Origin of the sequence: Glycomyces lechevalierae (assembly GCF_027622945.1) — a bacterium.
Lineage (GTDB): Bacteria > Actinomycetota > Actinomycetes > Mycobacteriales > Micromonosporaceae > Glycomyces > Glycomyces rutgersensis.
Window position 1 is genome coordinate 83,167 of sequence record NZ_JAPZVQ010000009.1, and the last position, 17,732, is coordinate 100,898.

The 17,732-nt window shown below is 70.6% G+C and carries 21 protein-coding genes; 14 read left to right on the forward strand and 7 right to left on the reverse strand.

Going from position 1 to position 17,732, the window contains the following annotated elements; genetic code table 11:
- Positions 1-224 precede the first annotated feature (224 nt).
- Positions 225-887, reverse strand: a complete 663-nt coding sequence (locus tag O2L01_RS15370) for a response regulator (RefSeq protein ID WP_270122844.1) — start codon at positions 885-887, stop codon at positions 225-227.
- Entirely contained in the window at positions 884-2,059 is a 1,176-nt protein-coding gene (locus tag O2L01_RS15375) for a sensor histidine kinase (protein WP_270122845.1), read from the reverse strand. The genes O2L01_RS15370 and O2L01_RS15375 overlap by 4 nt, the downstream gene beginning before the upstream one ends.
- Positions 2,060-2,278: 219 nt before the next feature.
- Here O2L01_RS15375 and O2L01_RS15380 point away from each other — a divergent pair, with 219 nt between their 5' ends.
- Positions 2,279-3,310, forward strand: coding sequence for a carboxymuconolactone decarboxylase family protein (locus tag O2L01_RS15380; protein WP_270122846.1), 1,032 nt, complete (start codon positions 2,279-2,281; stop codon positions 3,308-3,310).
- Positions 3,303-3,731 carry a DUF6220 domain-containing protein gene (locus O2L01_RS15385; RefSeq protein WP_270122847.1) on the forward strand — a complete coding sequence of 143 codons (429 nt, stop codon included), beginning with the start codon at positions 3,303-3,305 and terminating at the stop codon, positions 3,729-3,731. Before O2L01_RS15380 ends, O2L01_RS15385 begins: the two co-directional genes overlap by 8 nt.
- 57 nt (positions 3,732-3,788) lie before the next feature.
- Here O2L01_RS15385 and O2L01_RS15390 read toward each other — a convergent pair whose 3' ends face one another.
- Entirely contained in the window at positions 3,789-4,148 is a 360-nt protein-coding gene (locus tag O2L01_RS15390; RefSeq protein ID WP_270122848.1) for a YybH family protein, read from the reverse strand.
- A gap of 105 nt (positions 4,149-4,253) precedes the next feature.
- Between O2L01_RS15390 and O2L01_RS15395 the strand changes: the two genes are divergently transcribed.
- The 5 genes from O2L01_RS15395 (at position 4,254) to O2L01_RS15415 (ending at position 7,313) form a co-directional block, all read left to right on the forward strand.
- Positions 4,254-4,772: an NUDIX hydrolase gene (locus tag O2L01_RS15395; protein ID WP_270122849.1), complete on the forward strand. Its 519-nt coding sequence runs from the start codon at positions 4,254-4,256 to the stop codon at positions 4,770-4,772.
- A 314-nt stretch (positions 4,773-5,086) separates the two neighbouring features.
- Positions 5,087-5,623, forward strand: coding sequence for a hypothetical protein (locus O2L01_RS15400; protein ID WP_270122850.1), 537 nt, complete (start codon positions 5,087-5,089; stop codon positions 5,621-5,623).
- A gap of 83 nt (positions 5,624-5,706) precedes the next feature.
- The gene (locus O2L01_RS15405) at positions 5,707-6,270 is read left to right on the forward strand and encodes an NUDIX hydrolase (protein WP_270122851.1); all 564 of its coding nucleotides are present in this window, start codon (positions 5,707-5,709) and stop codon (positions 6,268-6,270) included.
- Positions 6,267-6,785, forward strand: coding sequence for an NUDIX domain-containing protein (locus O2L01_RS15410; RefSeq protein WP_270122853.1), 519 nt, complete (start codon positions 6,267-6,269; stop codon positions 6,783-6,785). Before O2L01_RS15405 ends, O2L01_RS15410 begins: the two co-directional genes overlap by 4 nt.
- Before the next feature lie 9 nt (positions 6,786-6,794).
- Positions 6,795-7,313: an NUDIX domain-containing protein gene (locus tag O2L01_RS15415; protein ID WP_270122854.1), complete on the forward strand. Its 519-nt coding sequence runs from the start codon at positions 6,795-6,797 to the stop codon at positions 7,311-7,313.
- On the opposite strand, the gene O2L01_RS15420 is transcribed toward O2L01_RS15415, so the two are convergent.
- The 3 genes from O2L01_RS15420 to gndA all read right to left on the reverse strand — a co-directional run bounded on the left by O2L01_RS15420 (position 7,310) and on the right by gndA (position 10,444).
- The gene (locus tag O2L01_RS15420) at positions 7,310-7,942 is read right to left on the reverse strand and encodes a TetR/AcrR family transcriptional regulator (RefSeq protein ID WP_270122855.1); all 633 of its coding nucleotides are present in this window, start codon (positions 7,940-7,942) and stop codon (positions 7,310-7,312) included. The two genes, O2L01_RS15415 and O2L01_RS15420, sit on opposite strands and share 4 nt — an antisense overlap.
- Positions 7,943-8,013: 71 nt before the next feature.
- Positions 8,014-8,826: an alpha/beta fold hydrolase gene (locus tag O2L01_RS15425; RefSeq protein ID WP_270122856.1), complete on the reverse strand. Its 813-nt coding sequence runs from the start codon at positions 8,824-8,826 to the stop codon at positions 8,014-8,016.
- A 187-nt stretch (positions 8,827-9,013) separates the two neighbouring features.
- Positions 9,014-10,444 carry an NADP-dependent phosphogluconate dehydrogenase gene (gene gndA, locus O2L01_RS15430; RefSeq protein ID WP_270122857.1) on the reverse strand — a complete coding sequence of 477 codons (1,431 nt, stop codon included), beginning with the start codon at positions 10,442-10,444 and terminating at the stop codon, positions 9,014-9,016.
- 163 nt (positions 10,445-10,607) lie between these two features.
- Between gndA and O2L01_RS15435 the strand changes: the two genes are divergently transcribed.
- From O2L01_RS15435 to O2L01_RS15455, 5 genes are all read left to right on the forward strand, one after another.
- Positions 10,608-11,972 carry a cystathionine beta-synthase gene (locus O2L01_RS15435; protein WP_270122858.1) on the forward strand — a complete coding sequence of 455 codons (1,365 nt, stop codon included), beginning with the start codon at positions 10,608-10,610 and terminating at the stop codon, positions 11,970-11,972.
- Between the two features lie 83 nt (positions 11,973-12,055).
- A complete protein-coding gene (locus O2L01_RS15440) occupies positions 12,056-12,703 on the forward strand; it encodes an SRPBCC family protein (protein ID WP_270122859.1) in 648 nt (215 codons plus the stop codon).
- Complete coding sequence (locus O2L01_RS15445; RefSeq protein ID WP_270122860.1) at positions 12,700-13,092, forward strand: ArsR/SmtB family transcription factor; 393 nt, start codon at positions 12,700-12,702, stop codon at positions 13,090-13,092. Before O2L01_RS15440 ends, O2L01_RS15445 begins: the two co-directional genes overlap by 4 nt.
- Before the next feature lie 174 nt (positions 13,093-13,266).
- Positions 13,267-14,508, forward strand: coding sequence for a chitinase (locus tag O2L01_RS15450; RefSeq protein WP_270122861.1), 1,242 nt, complete (start codon positions 13,267-13,269; stop codon positions 14,506-14,508).
- Between the two features lie 138 nt (positions 14,509-14,646).
- The gene (locus tag O2L01_RS15455) at positions 14,647-14,919 is read left to right on the forward strand and encodes a hypothetical protein (protein WP_270122862.1); all 273 of its coding nucleotides are present in this window, start codon (positions 14,647-14,649) and stop codon (positions 14,917-14,919) included.
- Positions 14,920-14,948: 29 nt separating this feature from the next.
- Here the strand turns inward: O2L01_RS15455 and O2L01_RS15460 are convergent, their stop codons facing one another.
- Entirely contained in the window at positions 14,949-16,610 is a 1,662-nt protein-coding gene (locus O2L01_RS15460) for a fumarate hydratase (protein WP_270122863.1), read from the reverse strand.
- A gap of 280 nt (positions 16,611-16,890) precedes the next feature.
- Between O2L01_RS15460 and rpsF the strand changes: the two genes are divergently transcribed.
- Both rpsF and O2L01_RS15470 read left to right on the forward strand, forming a co-directional pair.
- Complete coding sequence (gene rpsF, locus O2L01_RS15465) at positions 16,891-17,181, forward strand: 30S ribosomal protein S6 (RefSeq protein ID WP_208497184.1); 291 nt, start codon at positions 16,891-16,893, stop codon at positions 17,179-17,181.
- Between the two features lie 39 nt (positions 17,182-17,220).
- The gene (locus O2L01_RS15470) at positions 17,221-17,730 is read left to right on the forward strand and encodes a single-stranded DNA-binding protein (protein ID WP_205324454.1); all 510 of its coding nucleotides are present in this window, start codon (positions 17,221-17,223) and stop codon (positions 17,728-17,730) included.
- Positions 17,731-17,732 lie beyond the last annotated feature (2 nt).

The window sequence follows — 17,732 nt, forward strand, 5'->3', positions numbered from 1 at the left end:
TGGCGCGGGGGTACGACAGAACGAGGGGTCCGCGGCGGTCGTGTCGCCCGGACGGGTGACACGGGCGCGGTGCCGCGGCCGCGCCAGCGGGTGCGGTGTGCGGAGGCGAGGGGCGGCCGTGTTTACGGGTGCGAGGGTGCGCGGGCGTGGGGTGCGAAGGGGCGGCCGCGGGTGCGGCGCGGCGCGGCGAAGGCCAGTGCGTTCGGCGGCGGCGAGTTCGCCGCCTAATTGCTCCCCTTGGGCTGCACCAGACCTGACTCGTAGGCGAAGACCACGAGGCCCGCGCGGTCGCGTACTGCGAGTTTCATCATCGCGCGGTGCACGTGGGTCTTCGCAGTCGCAGGGCTGATGAACAGGCGCTCGGCGATCTCGCCGTTCGTGAGCCCGCGCGCGACGAGGGCGACGATCTCGGTCTCGCGCGAGGTGAGCCCTTCGACCTGTCCGGCGAGCCGGGCGGGCGGGTGCGCGACGTACTCGGCGACGAGCTTCGCGGCGATCTGCGGGGACAGCAGCGTCTCCCCCGCGGCGGCGGCGCGGACGCAGCGCAGGAGCTCTTCCGGTTCGGTGTCCTTCACGAGGTATCCGGCGGCGCCGGCGCGGAGGGCGTCGAAGACGTAGGCGTCGAAGGAGTAGTTGGTGAGCATGACGACCCGCAGGGAGGCGAGGCGTTCGTCGGCGGCGATCTCCCGGACGGCGGTGATGCCGTCGCCGCCGGGCATCTCGACGTCGAGCAGGGCCACATCGGGCCGGTACTCGCCGGCGAGGCGGACGGCGGTCGGGCCGTCGGCGGCCTCGGCGACGACGGTCATGTCGTCTTCGGCGTCGATGAGGGCGCGGAAGCCGCCGCGCATGAGCGGCTGGTCGTCGGCGAGGAGGACCCGGATCATCGCTGGCTCCCGGGTTCGGCGCCGACCTGGGCCGGGATCGGGACGGCGGCGGGCTCGGGGAGCGGCAGCCGGGCGGTGACGGTGAAACCGTACTCGCCGGGCCCGACGGCGCCGTTGTCCACAGTGAGGGTGCCGCCGAGGGCGTCGACGCGTTCGCGCATGCCGGTGAGGCCGCGTCCGGGGGTGAAGTCGCGGGCGCGGCCGTTGTCGGCGACGTCGATGACGAGGGCGTCGTCGCCGCGGCGGACCCGGACGCGGACGCGGTCGCCCGCGGAGTGGCGGACCGCGTTGGTCAGTGCTTCCTGGACGATTCGGTAGGCGGCGTGGTCGACCTCTTCGTCGAGGACGGCGGTGTCGTCGACCTCGCATTCGACGTCGATCGTGAAGCCGAGGCCGCGGTAGCGGTCGGCGAGGGGCTTGACGCGGGAGAGCCGGTGGCCCTCGTCGTCGCGGAGCATCGTGAGGGTTTCGCGGAGTTCGCGGGTGGCGTCCTTGGCGGCCTCTTCGACGGCGACGAGCGCGGGCGGCGGTTCTTCGCCGCGTTTGCGCGCCAGGTGGAGCGCGACCCCGGCCTGGACGCGGATGACCGAGATCGAGTGGGTGAGGGAGTCGTGGAGTTCGCGGGCGATGCGGACGCGTTCGTCGGCGGCCTTGCGCTTGACCGCCTCCTCGCGGGTGTGCTCGGCCTCGGCCATGTAGGCGTCGCGCTGGCGCCGCGACTCGCCGGAGATGAGCGCGACGTGGAGCCAGCCGATGACGAGCATCGACTGTTCGAGGACTTCGCCCGTGAGCTGGAATCCGGCCGAGCTCCAGTTCGCGAGCATCGTGACCGTGGAGACGAACAGGACCAGGCCCACGGTGAGCTTGCGGTGGCCTCTGTAGGTCGCGACGGCGATCGCGACGAGCGCCGGGACGGCCGCGAGCGGGCCGACGCCGAGGTGCCCGGAGGCGATGAGGGCGCCGACGGTGACGAGCAGGACCGCCCGCGGGTAGCGGCGCCACAGCGGGAACACCAAGGGGCCGATGGCGAGCAGCGGCCAGCCGTACCAGGGGAGGCCTTCGTCGCTGACGGCCTTGGCCGCGCCCGAGACGAGCGTGTCGGACAGCAGGATCACGGCGACGACCAGGTCGAGGCGCCGGCCTGAGAGGCGGCTTCCGGCGGTGTTCGGCATGGGCCCAATCCTAGGTCGGGGCCGTCACCTCGGCATCGGCCCGCGGTGCAGCGCCGGCGTACGGCGCAGGGTGTACGCGGCGGGCCCGAATGCGGCGCTCGGCGCGGGCCCGAATGTCGGCGCCGGGACGACGCGCCGGAGGCCCGCGGCGGGGAGTCTGGAGGCATGAGGCGCCGCCGGCGAGAACCGGTGGGAGCCAGCCGAACGAGGAGGACCCCCATGCCCCAGATCAGATTCGTGACACCGGTCGACGCCAGACAGGCGGACGGCCTCGTCGCCGAGGTCTACACGCAGGCGAAGCGGGAGCTGGGCGCGGTCGGCGCGCCGTTCCAGATGCTCTCGCCCGCACCGGAGCTGCTCGCGTCCATGTGGTCGCTGCTGCGCGAGTCGCTGATGGTCGGCGGCCCGGAGGAGCGGCTCGCGAAGGAGGTCGTGGCGACCGCGATCGCGGTGCGCAACGGCTGCCGGTTCTGCACGGACGCGCACACGGTGCTGCTGCACGCTTTGGGCGAGTCCGCGCTGGCCGAGGGGCTGCGGGCCGCGAACCCGCCGAAGGAGTGGGCGCCGCTCGCCGAATGGGCGGTGGACCCGGGCCCGGAGGGGCCGTTCGCGGCGTCGGCCGCGCCTCGGTTCATCGGCACGGCGCTGGTGTTCGAGTTCATCACCCGCCTGGTGCAGGTGCTGGCGCACAACGAGGCGCCGCACCCCGTGACGGCTACCCGGCTGGGCCGGTCGGTGGCGTCGCGGACGCTGCGGTCGGCCGTCGCGGCCGACCTGGAGCCGGGCACGAGCCTGGAGCTCCTGGAGGAGCGGCCGGGCTGGGCGCGCGGTCTGAAGGTGCGCGAACCCGCTTGGGCCGCAGGCTCACCGGTGGGCGTGGCCTACGGGCATCTGCGGGCGTACGCGTCGTCCGGGCCGGGCCTGCTCGGTGGGGACGCGGCCGAGGCTGTGGCGCGGACGATCGGCGTCCGCGAGGACGCGTTCATCGACGGCGCGGCCGGCGCGGGTCTGCCGGAGCTGGTGGGCGGCGGCTGGCTCGAGCGCGGTCCCGCGCTCGGGGCGCGGCTCGCGGTGGCGGCGGCGCTCGCGCCGGGCTCGGTGAACGAGGCGGATGTGGCGGTGTGGCGGGGCGCGAAGCACTCCGATCACTGCGTGGTCCACCTCCTCGCCTACGGGACCATGACGGGCGTCGACGCCCTGCAGGACGAAATCGCGACCAGGAACAGCGCCTTGGAGGGCATCGATGCTTAAGTTCTTCCGGATCTGGCTGTTCGCGCTCGGCGCGCTGATCGGCATCCAGTTCTTCCTCGCCGGCTACGGCGCGATCGGCACCGGCTCGCCCGACGAGGCGTTCGCCCTGCACATCATGAACGGCCGCGTGATCGCGGCGGTCTCGCTGCTGGCGATCCTGTTCGCCGCGGCGGCGCGCGCCGGCGGGAAGCTGGTCGGCCGGTCGGCGATCATCTTCGGCCTCGTGTTCCTCCAGTTCGTGATCGCGATGATCGCGGTGGCGGGGACGGTGCCGGGCCAGATCATCTTCGGGTTCCACGTGGTGAACGCGCTGATCATCGAAGGCATGGTCGGCAGCACCGGCAAACTCGCGAAGCAGCTCATCGACGCCCGCAAACCCGCCGAGACCGATGCGGAGACGGCGGCTCCCGCCACCGCTTGAGCTTGAAACCAGGAAACCGGGCCCGCGGCGACACCCCGCCGCGGGCCGCCTCCGTGCTCAGCGCGCCTCGGGGCGGTCCATGATCCGCTTCCACGTGCCGTCGACTTGGCGCCGGAGCACCTGCGTGCGGGCACCCTTGCCGTCGGCACTGACCGTGGACGCCAGCGCGAGGTCCCCGAAGTGGACGGTCGGCAGCTGCTCCTCGTCGGTCGCGAACTTCGCGCCCTGTGCGGCGATCTGGGCGTAGAGCGCCTTGATCGCGTCGATGCCGGTCGTGGTCCGGCCGGGCGGGAAGGCGATGACCGCGTCGTCTTCGTAGAGTTCGGCGATGCCGTCGATGTCGCCTGCGTTGAGTCGTTCCGCGACGAGGCGGGTGACGTGTTCGGGCTCGGTGGCCTTCTTGCCGTCTGCTGCCATGGGCTTTCCCTTCTCACGAGTGCGATGTGGTCCCACCAGCGTCGCACCGGGTACCGACAAATCGCCCCGCGGAAACGCCTTGCTCTCAGCCTTAGGGTGATTCGTATGGCGAACCCCACAGACCCGGCCCGGCGGCTTTCGGCGCGCGTCCTGCTCGTCGACGAGGACGACCGGGTGCTGCTGTTCTTCAACCAGGACTCGGTGGTGCCCGGCGCGGATTCCTATTACACGGTGGGCGGCAGGGTCGAGGCGGGCGAGTCGCTCGCGGAGGCCGCGGCGCGGGAACTCTTCGAGGAGACGAGCCTGCGCGCGACGCCGGAGACGCTGGACGCGGTGGTGTGCCGCCGCGAGGGCCCCATGCGCATGAGCGACGGCACTCTGATGCACGCCGAGGAGCATTACTTCTTCCTGCGAACCGATAACTTCGAGCCCGATCTCAGCGGCTTGGAGGAAGGCGAGCGGCGCGAGATCGTGCACGGCGCGTGGCTGTCGCTCGCGGACCTGGAGGCGACTGACGCGATCGTGTTCCCGATCGGCCTCGCAGGCCTGCTCGAGCGCCTGTTCACGGAGGGATCGCCTGCGGTCCCGATCGAACTGCCGTGGGCTGGTCTCACTTCCAGCTGATTGTTTCGCGCGCCGCGGCGTGTCGTTGCGGGACGATGGCCGTGAAATGTAGTGTTATTGATACATGCCGAGACATCCCAACAAGCACATCCGCGCGGCAATCGAATACATGGAAGGGAAGGGCTGGAAGATCGAAATTTCAGGCGGGCACGCCTGGGGACGTGCCTTCTGCCCCGGTGGTGGCGACGGATGCCGACCGCCCAGCTCGATCTACTCGACCCCGAGGTCGCCCGAACTGCACGCCAGACGATTGCGGTGGATCGCCGACCAATGTCCGCACGGTTTGACCGAGTCAGAGAAGGGAGCCTAAGACAGTGACTGTCTACGCGTTCGAACTGCATTTCTCCGCCCCGCCTGGCGAGGCCGTCATAGACGAGTTGTACGAGGCGGGCTGGGACGATGCCGTGGTCTCCTTCGATCCCGTCACCGGAGGCGAGGGATGGGCGACCTTCGATCGCGAAGCGCCCTCTGCGTTGCAGGCCGTGGTGACGGCGATCCGGGAGGGCCGCAAGGCCGGAGTGGAGCTTCTCGGCGTCACCGAGGACTACGTCTCCTTGAAGGGGATCGCCGAGCGGACCGGCCGCACGCCCGCTGCCGTCGACCATTGGGTGACCGGTCGGCGCGGGCCCGGCGAGTTTCCGGAGCCGCGGGTGCCGCGTCCGCGCGTGAGCCTGTACTCCTGGGCCGAGGTGTCGATGTGGCTGGTGGCGAACGGGCTTGCCGCCCTGTCGCCTGCCGATGTGGAGATCGCGCGGATCTGCGAGATCGCCGATTCGACCCTGCGCGCCAGGCGGCTCCAGCGGCAGCTTTCGGCTGCCGAGCGACGGGAGCTTGATCTCGCCGTCGCATGAGTGTCTGCTCGCCGGTCGTTCGATGCGCCCGGCGAGCACCGCCAGGGTGGACGCGGCCAGGGGCGGGTGCGGATACTCGGTTCATGACTGGTCCTGAGATCGTGCGGCGGCGGTGTGCGCGGGTGCTGCTCGTTGATGAGGCGGACCGGGTGCTGCTGTTCTACAGCCGGGACTACATGGGCCCGGGCGTGGAGTACTACGTGACGCCCGGCGGCGGGCTCGACGCCGGCGAGACGCTGGCTGAGGGTGCGGCGCGGGAGGTGTTCGAGGAGACCGGGTTGCGGATCGATCCGGGCGCGCTCGGGCCGGTGGTGGCGGAGTCGGAGGGGGACTGGTCGGACAGTCCGGAGCTGGTGATCCACTCGCGGGATTCGTTCTTCTTCCTGCGGGTGCCGCACTTCGAGCCGGTGCGCGACCGGCTCGAGGCGGTGGAGCAGGCCGAGTTCACGGCCGCGCGGTGGCTCACCCTCGACGAGATCGGCGAGGCCGACGCCCTCGTGTTCCCCGCGCGGATCGCGGGCCTGCTCAAGGGACTCTTGGCGGGTGTGGTTCCGGTTGCGCCCGTTGAGGTCCCGTGGGGCGCCTGGCGATGGGACGCGGATAGGGACTGGACGGTCACCGAGCGTGCCACCATACTTGACCGGTGAGCGCGACGAACGAACCCACCCGAATCGACCGGCGAGGAGCGCGGGGCATCATCGTGGATGAACAGGACTGCGTCCTGTTCATCGGCGGTTTCGCCACCCCTGAGCGTCCCGCCCGCTGGATCCTCCCCGGCGGCGGCATCGACCCGGGCGAGTCCATGCGGGACGCGGCCGCGCGCGAGCTGTACGAGGAGACCGGCCTGCGGGTCGCGCCGGCCGACCTGGTCGGCCCGGTCGCCCGGCAGTACTACCGGAAGGTCCGCCCCGACAGCACGTTCACGCAGGAGAACCACTTCTTCCTCGTGCGCGTGGAGCGGTTCGCGCCGAAGGTGACCGGCGGGGACGCGTACGAGCAGGACCTCGAGTTCAACTGGATCCCGGTGGACGACTTCCTGACCACCGACGGCTTCGAACAGGTCGAGCCGCTGCTGCATCTCGTCAAGCGCCTGATCAGCGGCGACGTCCCCGCCGAGCCGGTCGAGCTCGATCCGATCGGCCGCCAGCTCGACGCGGCATAGGGAGCCCTCGTGAGCATCGAATCGGAGACCGGAGCGGTCTTCCGCACCGCCGCGCGCGTGCTGTTCCTCGACCAGCACGACACCGTCCTGCACATGGGCGGCGACCAGTGCCTCGACGGGATCACCCGCTGGATCACCCCCGGCGGCGGCGTCGAGTCGGGCGAGGACCTGCACGCGGCCGCCGTGCGCGAGGCCGCCGAGGAGACCGGTCGCGCGATCGACCCCGCGTCGCTCGTCGGGCCGGTCGCGTTCGGTGTCTTCACTGCGTTCCCCAAGGGCCGCTTGCTGGTGCAGAAGAACTGGTACTTCCTCTGCCGCACGGAGCGGTTCGAGCCGCGCGTCACCGGCGGCGACGCCTACGAGCAGAAGTTCGCGTTCGCGTGGCTGCCGATCGAGCAGTGCGGGGCGGCCGACGGGACGATCCTGCCCGACCGCACGGTCGCCCTCGTCAAGCGCCTGCGCGACGGCGACGTCCCGGCCGAGCCGGTCGATCTCGGCGGGACCCACAGCCCCCGCTGGAGTGATTAGGCGCCGTACAGGCGCAGGAACATCCGCACGCCCTCGGTGGTCGTCTCGACGAGCTCCCGTTCGGTGAACGGCAGCGCTCCGAAGAAGGTCCGCTCGGCCACAGGCGTGAACGTCAGCAGCGTGTAGTGCGCCGAGGCCTTCTCGGCGTCGTCGAAGGCCAAGAGGCCCTTCGCTTTCAGGTGCCGGAAGTGCTCGGCGACGACGCGCCGGGAGTGGAGCGGCCCGGTCTCCAGCCACGCGTCGAGGATCTCTCGCGGGAGGTGGGTGACCTCGGCGCGGATGGTCCTGGCGATCGCGGCGTGGTCCTCCCGGCCGAGCACGGCGCGGGTCCGGTCGACGCCGAAGTCGATGAGCTCGGCCTCCAGGTCGACGATCTTGTGCAGATGCCGGTCGGCGAGCGCCGTGATCTCCTCGGAGAGCTCCCGGGACGCCTCGAGCGCGCCGGTGAGGAACAGGGCTTCCTTGTCGGCGAAGTGGTTGTAGATGGTCTTCTTCGAGACCCCGGCTTCGCGGGCGATCGCGTCCACCGTGGCCCGGGTGAAGCCGTCGCGGCCGAACACGAGGTTGGCGGCGCGCACGATGGCGCGCCGCTTGTCGGGGCGTCCTCGGCTCTCGGCTGCGTCTCCCATGGCGGTCCCTTCCGGTTCGGCGCCAGTGTAGTGGCGGCGGGGACCCGCCCGTCCCCGCCGCCTGGCGCAGTTCACGAGAGGAAGTCGTCGACCGCCTTCAGCGCCGCGTCGGGCTGCTCGGCGAAGGTGACGTGGCCGCTGTCGAGCTCGACGTACTCGCTGCCGGCGATGCCGTGGGCGATCTCGCGGGTCAGTTCGACCGGGACCAGGGCGTCCTTGGCGTTCCCGACGACGAGGGTCGGCGCGGTGACGCGGGGCAGCAGGCCGCGGATGTCGAGCCGCAGGTCGAGGTCGATGTGGCGGAGGGTGCCCTCGTCGGGGACCATCCCCGCGTTGATGAAGTCGAGGGTCGGGGCGTCGATCGCGCCGAGGAAGCCCGGACTGAACGCGAGGACCGCGGCGAGCCTGCCGAAGCGCTCGGGGTCGTCGGCGAGGGACTGCCACAGCCGCACCGACTGCTGGAAGCCGAGGTGGTCCGAGCGGGAGAACCCGGCCATCGTGACGAGGCGGACGACGAGGTCGGGGCGCAGCGCCGCGACCGCGGCGACGACGGAGCCGCCGAGGGAGAAGCCGATGAGGTCGACCGGTTCGCCTTCGGCGCGTTCGGCTTCGATGACGGCGATGACCTGGTTCGCGAGGGTCTCGACGGTGAGCGGGGCGCCGTCGTCGACGGTGTGGACGGTGCCGGAGAGCTCGGGGAGGACGAGGGTGTGGGTGGCGGCGAAGTGGTCGAGGAGCTGGCCCCAGACGAATTCGGCGCCGCCGGAGCCGGTGCCGTGGACGAGGACGAGGCGGCGTTCGCTGCCGGAGGCGGAGGGGACGACGCGGTAGGCGACCTGGGCGGCGGCGACGGACAGGGTTGCGGGGGTGGAGAGGGCCGGCATGATGGATCCCTTCGAGGAGACTTAGCGGTTTCTTTAGGAAACCACTTGGTGCAAATCGAGCTTACAACGCCGCCGCGGAAAAGGAAACCCAGGAGTGTAAAAGTGATCGCCGTCATGGTGATCGCCCATGGGGGCGAACGCGAAACGGCGCCGCCCCGAGCGGGGCGGCGCCGTTGAAAGGCGGTGCTTAGAGCTCGATCTCGTTCCGGTCGCCCGACCAGTCCGTGTGGAACGTGCCCTCGCGGTCCACGCGCTTGTACGTGTGCGCCCCGAAGAAGTCGCGCTGCCCCTGGATCAGAGCCGCCGGCAGGCGGCGCGAACGCAGCCCGTCGTAGTACGCCAGCGCCGACGAGAAGCCCGGCGTCGGGATCCCCGCGAGCGCGGCGGTCGAGACGACCCGGCGCCACGCGTCCTGCGCGTCGGTGACGATCTTCGTGAACTCCGGCGCCGCAAGCAGAGTCGGGAGCTCGGGGTCCGAGCGCCACGCCTCGGTGATGCGGTCGAGGAAGCGCGCCCGGATGATGCAGCCCGCGCGCCACAGGGCCGAGCACGAGCCGAGGTCGATGCCCCAGTCGTATTCGGCGCTGGCGGCGGCGATCTGGTCGAAGCCCTGCGCGTACGCGACGATCTTGGAGGCGTAGAGCGCCTGGCGGACGTCCTCGACGAAGTCGGCGGGGAAGTCCACCTTGCCGGTGGGGCCGGTGAGGAGGTCGACGGCGCCTTCGCGCTGCCTGGTGCCCGAGGAGAGGGCGCGGGCGAAGGTGGCCTCGGCGATGCCGGTGACCGGGACGCCCAGGTCGAGGGCGTTCTGGACGGTCCAGCGGCCGGTGCCCTTCTGGCCGGCCTGGTCGACGATGACGTCGACGAGGGGCTTGCCGGTGGCGGCGTCGGTGTGGCCGAGGACCTCGGCGGTGACCTCGATGAGGTAGGAGTCGAGCTCGCCGGCGTTCCACTCGGAGAAGATCTTGGCGAGGTCGGCCGGTTCGATGCCGACGCCGCGGCGCAGGAGGTCGTAGGCCTCGCCGATGAGCTGCATGTCGGAGTACTCGATGCCGTTGTGCACCATCTTGACGAAGTGCCCGGCGCCGTCGGGGCCGAGGCGGGTGCAGCACGGGGTGCCGTCGGGGGCCTTGGCGGCGATGGCCTCGAGGATCGGGCCGAGGGACTCGTAGGACTCGGCGGAGCCGCCGGGCATGATCGCGGGGCCGAGGAGCGCGCCCTCTTCGCCGCCGGAGACGCCGGTGCCGACGAAGTGGAGGCCCTGCTCGCGGAGGGCGGCCTCGCGGCGGCGGGTGTTCTCGAAGTGGGCGTTGCCGCCGTCGATGATCATGTCGCCGGGCTCCATGAGCGCGGCGAGCTGGTCGATGACGGCGTCCGTGGCGTTGCCGGCCTGGACCATGATCATCGCCTTGCGGGGGCGCTTGAGCGAGGCGACGAAGTCTTCGAGCGCTTCGGAGGGCACGAAGTCGCCTTCATCGCCGTGGGCCTCGATCAGCTCGGTGGTCTTGGCGTGCGTGCGGTTGTAGACGGCGACGGTGAAGCCGTGGCGGGCGAAGTTCCTGGCGAGGTTGGAGCCCATGACGGCCAGCCCGACCACGCCGATGTCGGCGGTGCTCATGCCTGTGTCTCCCTACGTTGCGTAAGAGGTGTGCGCCCTGATTGTCGCCGAGCTGTGCGGCGGGGGCGGTCCCACCGCCGATCGTATCCACGAGGCGGGACGCGCGCACGGACACGGGTGCGGACTGTCCGGGTCGCACGGGGCGCAGGCCTAGGCTGTGAGCATGCAGTACTACGAATCGGTCCTGGACCTCATCGGCAACACCCCGCTGGTGCGGCTCAACTCGGTCACGGAGGGCGTGGCCGCGACGGTGCTCGCGAAGGTCGAGTACCTGAACCCCGGCGGGTCCATCAAGGACCGCATCGCCCAGCGCATGATCGACGAGGCCGAGGCCTCGGGCGCCTTGAAGCCGGGCGGCACGATCGTGGAGCCGACCAGCGGCAACACGGGCGTGGGCCTGGCGATGGTGGCGCAGCAGCGCGGCTACCACTGCGTGTTCGTGTGCCCGGACAAGGTCTCCGAGGACAAGCGGAACGTCCTGAAGGCGTACGGCGCGGAGGTCGTCGTGTGCCCCACCGCGGTCGACCCCGAGGACCCGCGCTCCTATTACAAGGTCTCCGACCGGCTCATCCACGAGATCGAGGGCGCGTGGAAGCCCGACCAGTACTCGAACCCGGCGAACCCGGCCTCGCACTACGCGCAGACCGGCCCTGAGCTGTGGAAGCAGACGGACGGGAAGATCACGCACCTCGTCGCCGGGGTCGGCACGGGCGGCACGATCACCGGGATCGGCAAGTACCTCAAGGAGGTCTCGGGCGGGAAGGTGCAGATCGTGGGCGCCGACCCGGAGGGCTCGGTGTACTCGGGCGGGACCGGGCGGCCGTACCTGGTCGAGGGCGTGGGCGAGGACTTCTGGCCGGAGAACTACGACCCCCAGCTCGCTGACCGGATCGTGGAGGTCACGGACGCCGAGTCGTTCGCGATGACCCGCCGCCTGGCCCGCGAGGAGGGGCTGCTCGTGGGCGGTTCGGCGGGGATGGCCGTGGTCGGGGCGCTCGCGGTCGCGCGCGACGCCTCCCCGGACGACGTGATCGTCGTGATCCTCCCGGACGGCGGGCGCGGGTACCTCTCGAAGATCTTCAACGACGCGTGGATGACCGAGTACGGCTTCATGGGCGGCTCGGGCGAGACCACTGTGGGCGAGGTGCTGGCCAGCAAGGGCGGGGAGATCCCCGAGCTCGTCCACGTGCACCCGCAGGACACGGTGCGCGAGGCGATCGACATCATGCGCCAGTACGGGGTCAGCCAGATGCCGGTGCTCAAGGCCGAGCCGCCGGTGACGAGCGGCGAGGTGGCCGGGGCGGTCGCGGAGCGGGACCTCATGGACGCGCTGTTCTCCGGGCGCGCGACCCTGCACGACCCGCTCGAGCGGCACATCGGCGCGCCGCTGCCGACGATCGGCTCGGGCGAGCAGGTCGAGCGGGCCGTCGCGGCGCTGCAGGACCGGGACGCGCTCATGGTCTTCGCCGAGGGCAAGCCGGTCGGCGTGCTGACCCGGCAGGACCTGCTGAGCTACGTGGAGCACTGAGCGCGCGCCTGAGTTCCGGCGTTTCCTCGACATTGCGGCCGTCGCCCTCCTAGTATAAGTAGCAACTTATATTAGGAGGCGACATGCCCGATCCTCGAGACCCGATCGCGTCCGCCGGGATGGTGGCCCGCGAGATCCGCACCGGCGAACGCGGCGGCTCCCCCACGAAAGTCCTCACCGCCCGGCGCACCTTCCGCGCCGACCGGGCCGACGTGTGGGACGCGCTCACCAGTCCCGAACGGCTCCCGCGCTGGTTCCAGCCGGTCACCGGCGACCTCCGCGTCGGCGGCCGCTACCAGTTCGAGGCGCAGGCCGGCGGGATCGTCGAACGCTGCGACGCCCCCGACCTGCTGGCCGTGACCTGGGAGTTCGGCGGCAATCTGTCCTGGGTCGAAGTGCGGCTCAGCGGGAGCGGCGACGGCACCGTCCTCGAACTCGTCCACGAGGCCCCGGTCGACCCGAAGATGTGGGAGCAGTACGGCCCGGGCGCGGTCGGCGTCGGCTGGGACGGCCTCCTGCACAGCCTCGGCTACCACCTCGAGACCGGCGAGGCGCTGGACCCGGACGAGTGGGAGCAGTGGATGACCAGCCCCATGGGCGTCGCGTACGCGCGCCTCCTGGGCGAGGCGTGGGGCGCGGCCGCGATCGCCGACGGCGACGACCCGGAGGCCGCGAAGGCCTCCGTCGACGCGGTCGTCGCGTTCTACACGACCCCGCCGGATCAAGCGTGACCGAGACCGGGCCCGCGGCCGAGGCCGCGTTCGACGCCCTCGGCGACCCGGTGCGCCGCCGGATCATGGAACTCCTCGGCGAGGGCGAACGCCCAGCCGGGGCCGTCGCCGAGATCCTGGGAGCGCACTTCGGGATCTCGCAGCCCGCCGTCTCGCAGCACCTGAAGGTGCTCCGCGAGGCCGGGCTCGTGACCGTGCGGGCCGAGGGGACCAGGCGCTTCTACGGCGTGGACGACGACGGCCTCGCGGCCGTGCGGCTCTGGCTCGAGCGCTTCGCGGACGGCTTCACCGGCCCGCTCGACGCCCTCGAGACCGAACTCGCCCGAGGCAAACGCGAACGCCGCCTTGCCGATCGGCCCGCGAGGACGCGCCGCCGGGACGTGGCGTAGTCGCCGGAAATCCAAATAGGAAAGTATCCGACTCGTTCGGTTGCGAGCCTTGCCAAGACGGGCCGCAAACCGGGCGAGTCGGATTTTTTCCATGCCCGCCTTCTTGACTTTCGCGCCGCGTCTCGACACGATGAGGTAATTATTTTTAGGAATCTTTATATATTTGGAGGTCCCTTGGGACGCATCCGCAGAACGGCCGTCATCGCGGCCGCCACCCTCGCCGCGGCGGGCGCCGCCGTGGCCGTGCCGATCGCCCTGGCCGGCAACGCCTCCGCCGAGACCGCCTGCACCGCAGCCGCATGGGCGCCCGGCGAGGTCTACGTCGGCGGCGACGAGGTCAGCCACGCCGGCCGCGAGTACCGCGCCAAGTGGTGGACCACCGGTGAAACCCCCGGCACCACCGGCGAATGGGGCGTCTGGCAGGACCTCGGCGCCTGCGGCGGCGCCGAACCGACCACCCCCGGCACCGGGTCCCCCACCGCCCAGGAGCCCACCGGCGAACCCACGGAGCAGCCCACAGGCGAACCGGGACAAGGGAACGCGCACCTCACGGGTTACTGGCACAACTTCGACAACGGCTCCGGCGTCATGGAGCTCAACGCGGTCCCCGCCGCGTACGACATCATCGCGGTCGCCTTCGCCGAATCCACGACCACGCCGGGCCGGGTCGACTTCGCGCTCGACTCCAGCCTCACCGCCGCCGGGTACACCGAAGCCGAGTTCAAGGCCGACATCACCGCGCTCAGGGCCGCGGGCCGCCACGTCGTGATCTCGGTGGGCGGCGAGAAGGGCAACGTCACCGTCAACGACGGCGCGACCGCCTCCGCGTTCTCCAGCTCGGTGCTCGCGCTCATGAACGAGTACGGGTTCGACGGCGTCGACATCGACCTCGAGCACGGCATCAACGCCCCGGCCCTGGAGACCGCGCTGCGCGCGATCGACGCCGCGAAGCCCGGCTTCACGTACACGATGGCCCCGCAGACCATCGACTTCCAGTCCACTTCGGCCGGTTACTACCAGCTCGCGGTGAACACCAAGGATCTCCTGACGATCGTCAACATGCAGTACTACAACTCGGGTTCGATGCTCGGCTGCGACGGCCGGGTGTACGCCCAGGGCGACGTCGACTTCCTGACCGCCCAGGCCTGCATCCAGCTCGAGGCCGGGCTCGACCCCGGCCAGGTCGGCCTCGGCCTCCCGGCCGTCTCGAGCGCCGCCGGCTCCGGCTACGTCGACCCGGCCATGGTCAACGCCGCCCTCGACTGCCTCGCCACGCTCGCCAACTGCGGCGACTTCAAGCCCGACCAGGCCTACCCCGGCATCGGCGGGGCCATGACCTGGTCGATCAACTGGGACAAGACCAGCGGCTACAAGTTCGCGAACACCGTGGCCGGCCACTTCCCCAACCTGCCATAACGACCGGAGGGCGGGGCCGGACGTCCGGCCCCGCCCGCTCACTTTCGCAACGCGCGTAGCGGGCTCAGCACTCTCACTGCCCGGCGCGCATTTGCGGGTGGGCGCCAGTTCGGGCTCGGACGCCCAGTCGTCCTTGGAGTGCCCGTCCCAGTCGTAGCCGTCGCCGAGCGGGTAGTGCTGCTCGCCGGGCCCGAACATCTGGAAGTAGTGGTCGAAGGCGCCGACGCCGAAGCGGTCGACCAGCTCGCGGTAGTCCGCCGGGGGCTCGGCGCCGATCTCTGCCGCGACCTGCGCCCAGTCGATGCCCGCGGGCGGCCGCTCGCGCATCCCGGCGCGCTCGGCGAGCGCGCGAAGCCGGTCGTCCACGGGAACTCCCAGGGGTGGAAGGAAACAGGGCCGCCCGCTCGGTGAGCGGACGGCCCCGATGTAGAGGTGCTCGGCTAGCCGATGCTGATCTTGGGTTTGCGGCCGACGGTGAGGACCGGTTTGCGGGTCTCGGCGTAGAAGTCGTTGCCCTTGTCGTCCACGACGATGAACGCCGGGAAGTTCTCGACCTCGATCTTCCAGACCGCCTCCATGCCGAGCTCGGGGTATTCCAGGACCTCCATCGACTTGATGTTGTCCTGGGCGAGCTTGGCGGCGGGGCCGCCGATGGAGCCGAGGTAGAAGCCGCCGTGGGCCTTGCAGGCGTTGGTCACCTGGTCGGAGCGGTTGCCCTTGGCGAGCATGACGAACGAGCCGCCCGCGGCCTGGAACTGCTCGACGTAGGTGTCCATGCGCCCGGCCGTGGTCGGACCGAACGAGCCGGAGGCGTAGCCCTCGGGGGTCTTCGCCGGGCCGGCGTAGTAGACGGCGTGGTCGCGCAGGTACTGCGGCATGGGCTCGCCGGCGTCCAGGCGCTCCTTGATCTTGGCGTGCGCGATGTCGCGGGCGACCACGAGCGTGCCGGTGAGCGAGACGCGGGTCTTGACCGGGTACTTGGAGAGCTCTTCGCGGATCTCGGCCATGGGCCGGTTGAGGTCGACGCGCACGACGTCCTCGTCGAGGTCGTCCTCCTGCACGTCCGGGACGTACCGGCTCGGGTCGGTCTCGAGCTGCTCGAGGAACACGCCCTCGGCGGTGATCTTGGCCGTGGCCTGGCGGTCCGCCGAGCACGACACCGCGATCGCCACCGGCAGCGACGCGCCGTGGCGCGGCAGGCGGATCACCCGCACGTCGTGGCAGAAGTACTTGCCGCCGAACTGCGCGCCGATCCCGAACTGGCGGGTGAGGGCCAGCACCTCCTGCTCCAGCTCGACGTCGCGGAAACCGCGGCCGAGCGGCGAGCCCTCGACGGGCATCCCGTCGAGGTACTTCGCCGACGCGTACTTCGCGGTCTTGAGCGCGTACTCGGCGCTCGTGCCGCCGATGACGATCGCCAGGTGGTACGGCGGGCACGCGGACGTGCCGATGTTCCTCAGCTTCTCCTCCAGGAACCGCAGCATCGAGTCCGGGTTGAGGATCGCCTTCGTCTCCTGGAACAGGAACGACTTGTTCGCCGAGCCGCCGCCCTTGGCCATGAACAGGAACTTGTACGCGTCGCCGTCCTCGGCGTACAGCTCGATCTGCGCGGGCAGGTTCGAGCCGGTGTTCTTCTCGTCCCACATGGTCACCGGCGCCATCTGGCTGTACCGGAGGTTGAGGTCGCGGTACGCCTGCCAGACGCCGCGCGACAGGTGCTCGGCGTCGCGGCCGTCGGTGAGGACGTGCTGCCCGCGCTTGCCCATGATGATGGCCGTGCCCGTGTCCTGGCACATCGGCAGGACCTCGCCGGAGGCGATGTTGGCGTTCTTGAGCAGGTCCATCGCCACGAACCGGTCGTTGCCGCTGGCCTCGGGGTCGTCGAGGATGGAGCGGAGCTGGGCGAGGTGCGCCGGGCGCAGGAAGTGGGAGATGTCCTTGACCGCCTCGGTCGCCAGCTTCGTGAGCGCCTCGGGCTCCACCGTGAGGAACCGCCGCCCGGCGGCCTCGACCGTGTTCACCCCGTCCTTGGTGATCAGGCGGTACTCGGCGGTGTCGGGGCCGAGGGGAATCTGTTCGGTGTACTGGAACTCCGATGTCACGCGTTCCAACTTAGCGCGCAGGGTGCGCGGGCCGTGTGTGAGGCGAAGCTCAGTGGGCGCCCGTGTTCGAACGGCGCGGGCTCGGATGTCGCCCGGCGAATGTCGGACCCGGCCGGTAGCGTCACATCCAGGCGGCGCGGCGCTGGCGCACCGCCTGTAAGCAGGTACGATTGCCCGGTTGTCCGTACCGGCCTCTACTGAGGGCGGGGCGGCACGCGCAAGTGAATCCTCCTGCTGCGGAGAGACCGCAGCCGTTGAGACCAAAGGGGGTGGAGCGATCTTGCGGCACTACGAACTCATGGTGATCCTCGAACCGAACATCGAGGAAGCACAGGTCAGCCCGACGCTGGACAAGTTCCTGAAGGGCGTCAAGGACGCCGGAGGGACCGTCGACAAGATCGACGTCTGGGGCCGGCGCCGTCTCGCCTACGAGATCAACAAGAGCAACGAGGGCGTCTACGCCGTCATCGACCTGCAGTCCGAGCCCGGTCCCGTCGCTGAGATGGACCGTCAGCTCCGGCTCAACGAGTCGGTGCTGCGCACCAAGGTGCTGCGACCGGAGCTTCGGTAACCCGACCTTGCAACTGCGAGACCTTAGGGAGAAGAGGTCATGGCAGGAGAGACAGTCATCACGGTTATCGGCAACCTCGTCGACGACCCCGAACTGCGTTACACGCCGTCCGGTGCCGCCGTCGCGAAGTTCCGAATCGCATCGACCCCGCGCACGTTCGACCGCGAGTCGAACGCGTGGAAAGACGGTGAGGCCCTGTTCCTCACCTGCAGCGTCTGGCGCCAGTACGCCGAGAACGTCGCCGAGTCGCTGTCGCGCGGTACCCGCGTGATCGTGCAGGGCAGGCTCAAGCAGCGCAGCTACGAGACCCGCGAGGGCGAGAAGCGCACTGTGTACGAGCTCGACGTCGAGGAAGTCGGCCCCGCGCTGCGTTTTTCCACAGCGAAGCTCAACAAGTCCGGTGCCGGTTCCGGCGGCGGTGGCGGTCGTTCCTTCGGGGGCGGCGGCAACACCGGCGGCGGCTCCGCACCTGACGACCCTTGGGCCTCGGCCGCCCCTGCCGGCGCTTCCGCCGGCGGTGGAGGCTTCGACGAGGACCCGCCGTTCTGATC

Excerpts from the sequence above, each read along its gene's own strand:
- O2L01_RS15370 (WP_270122844.1), bottom strand. The coding sequence starts at position 887 with ATGATCCGGGTCCTCCTCGCCGACGACCAGCCGCTCATGCGCGGCGGC.
- O2L01_RS15375 (WP_270122845.1), bottom strand. The coding sequence starts at position 2,059 with ATGCCGAACACCGCCGGAAGCCGCCTCTCAGGCCGGCGCCTCGACCTG.
- O2L01_RS15380 (WP_270122846.1), top strand. The coding sequence starts at position 2,279 with ATGCCCCAGATCAGATTCGTGACACCGGTCGACGCCAGACAGGCGGAC.
- O2L01_RS15385 (WP_270122847.1), top strand. The coding sequence starts at position 3,303 with ATGCTTAAGTTCTTCCGGATCTGGCTGTTCGCGCTCGGCGCGCTGATC.
- O2L01_RS15390 (WP_270122848.1), bottom strand. The coding sequence starts at position 4,148 with ATGGCAGCAGACGGCAAGAAGGCCACCGAGCCCGAACACGTCACCCGC.
- O2L01_RS15395 (WP_270122849.1), top strand. The coding sequence starts at position 4,254 with ATGGCGAACCCCACAGACCCGGCCCGGCGGCTTTCGGCGCGCGTCCTG.
- O2L01_RS15405 (WP_270122851.1), top strand. The coding sequence starts at position 5,707 with ATGACTGGTCCTGAGATCGTGCGGCGGCGGTGTGCGCGGGTGCTGCTC.
- O2L01_RS15420 (WP_270122855.1), bottom strand. The coding sequence starts at position 7,942 with ATGGGAGACGCAGCCGAGAGCCGAGGACGCCCCGACAAGCGGCGCGCC.
- O2L01_RS15425 (WP_270122856.1), bottom strand. The coding sequence starts at position 8,826 with ATGCCGGCCCTCTCCACCCCCGCAACCCTGTCCGTCGCCGCCGCCCAG.
- gndA (WP_270122857.1), bottom strand. The coding sequence starts at position 10,444 with ATGAGCACCGCCGACATCGGCGTGGTCGGGCTGGCCGTCATGGGCTCC.
- O2L01_RS15435 (WP_270122858.1), top strand. The coding sequence starts at position 10,608 with ATGCAGTACTACGAATCGGTCCTGGACCTCATCGGCAACACCCCGCTG.
- O2L01_RS15440 (WP_270122859.1), top strand. The coding sequence starts at position 12,056 with ATGCCCGATCCTCGAGACCCGATCGCGTCCGCCGGGATGGTGGCCCGC.
- O2L01_RS15470 (WP_205324454.1), top strand. The coding sequence starts at position 17,221 with ATGGCAGGAGAGACAGTCATCACGGTTATCGGCAACCTCGTCGACGAC.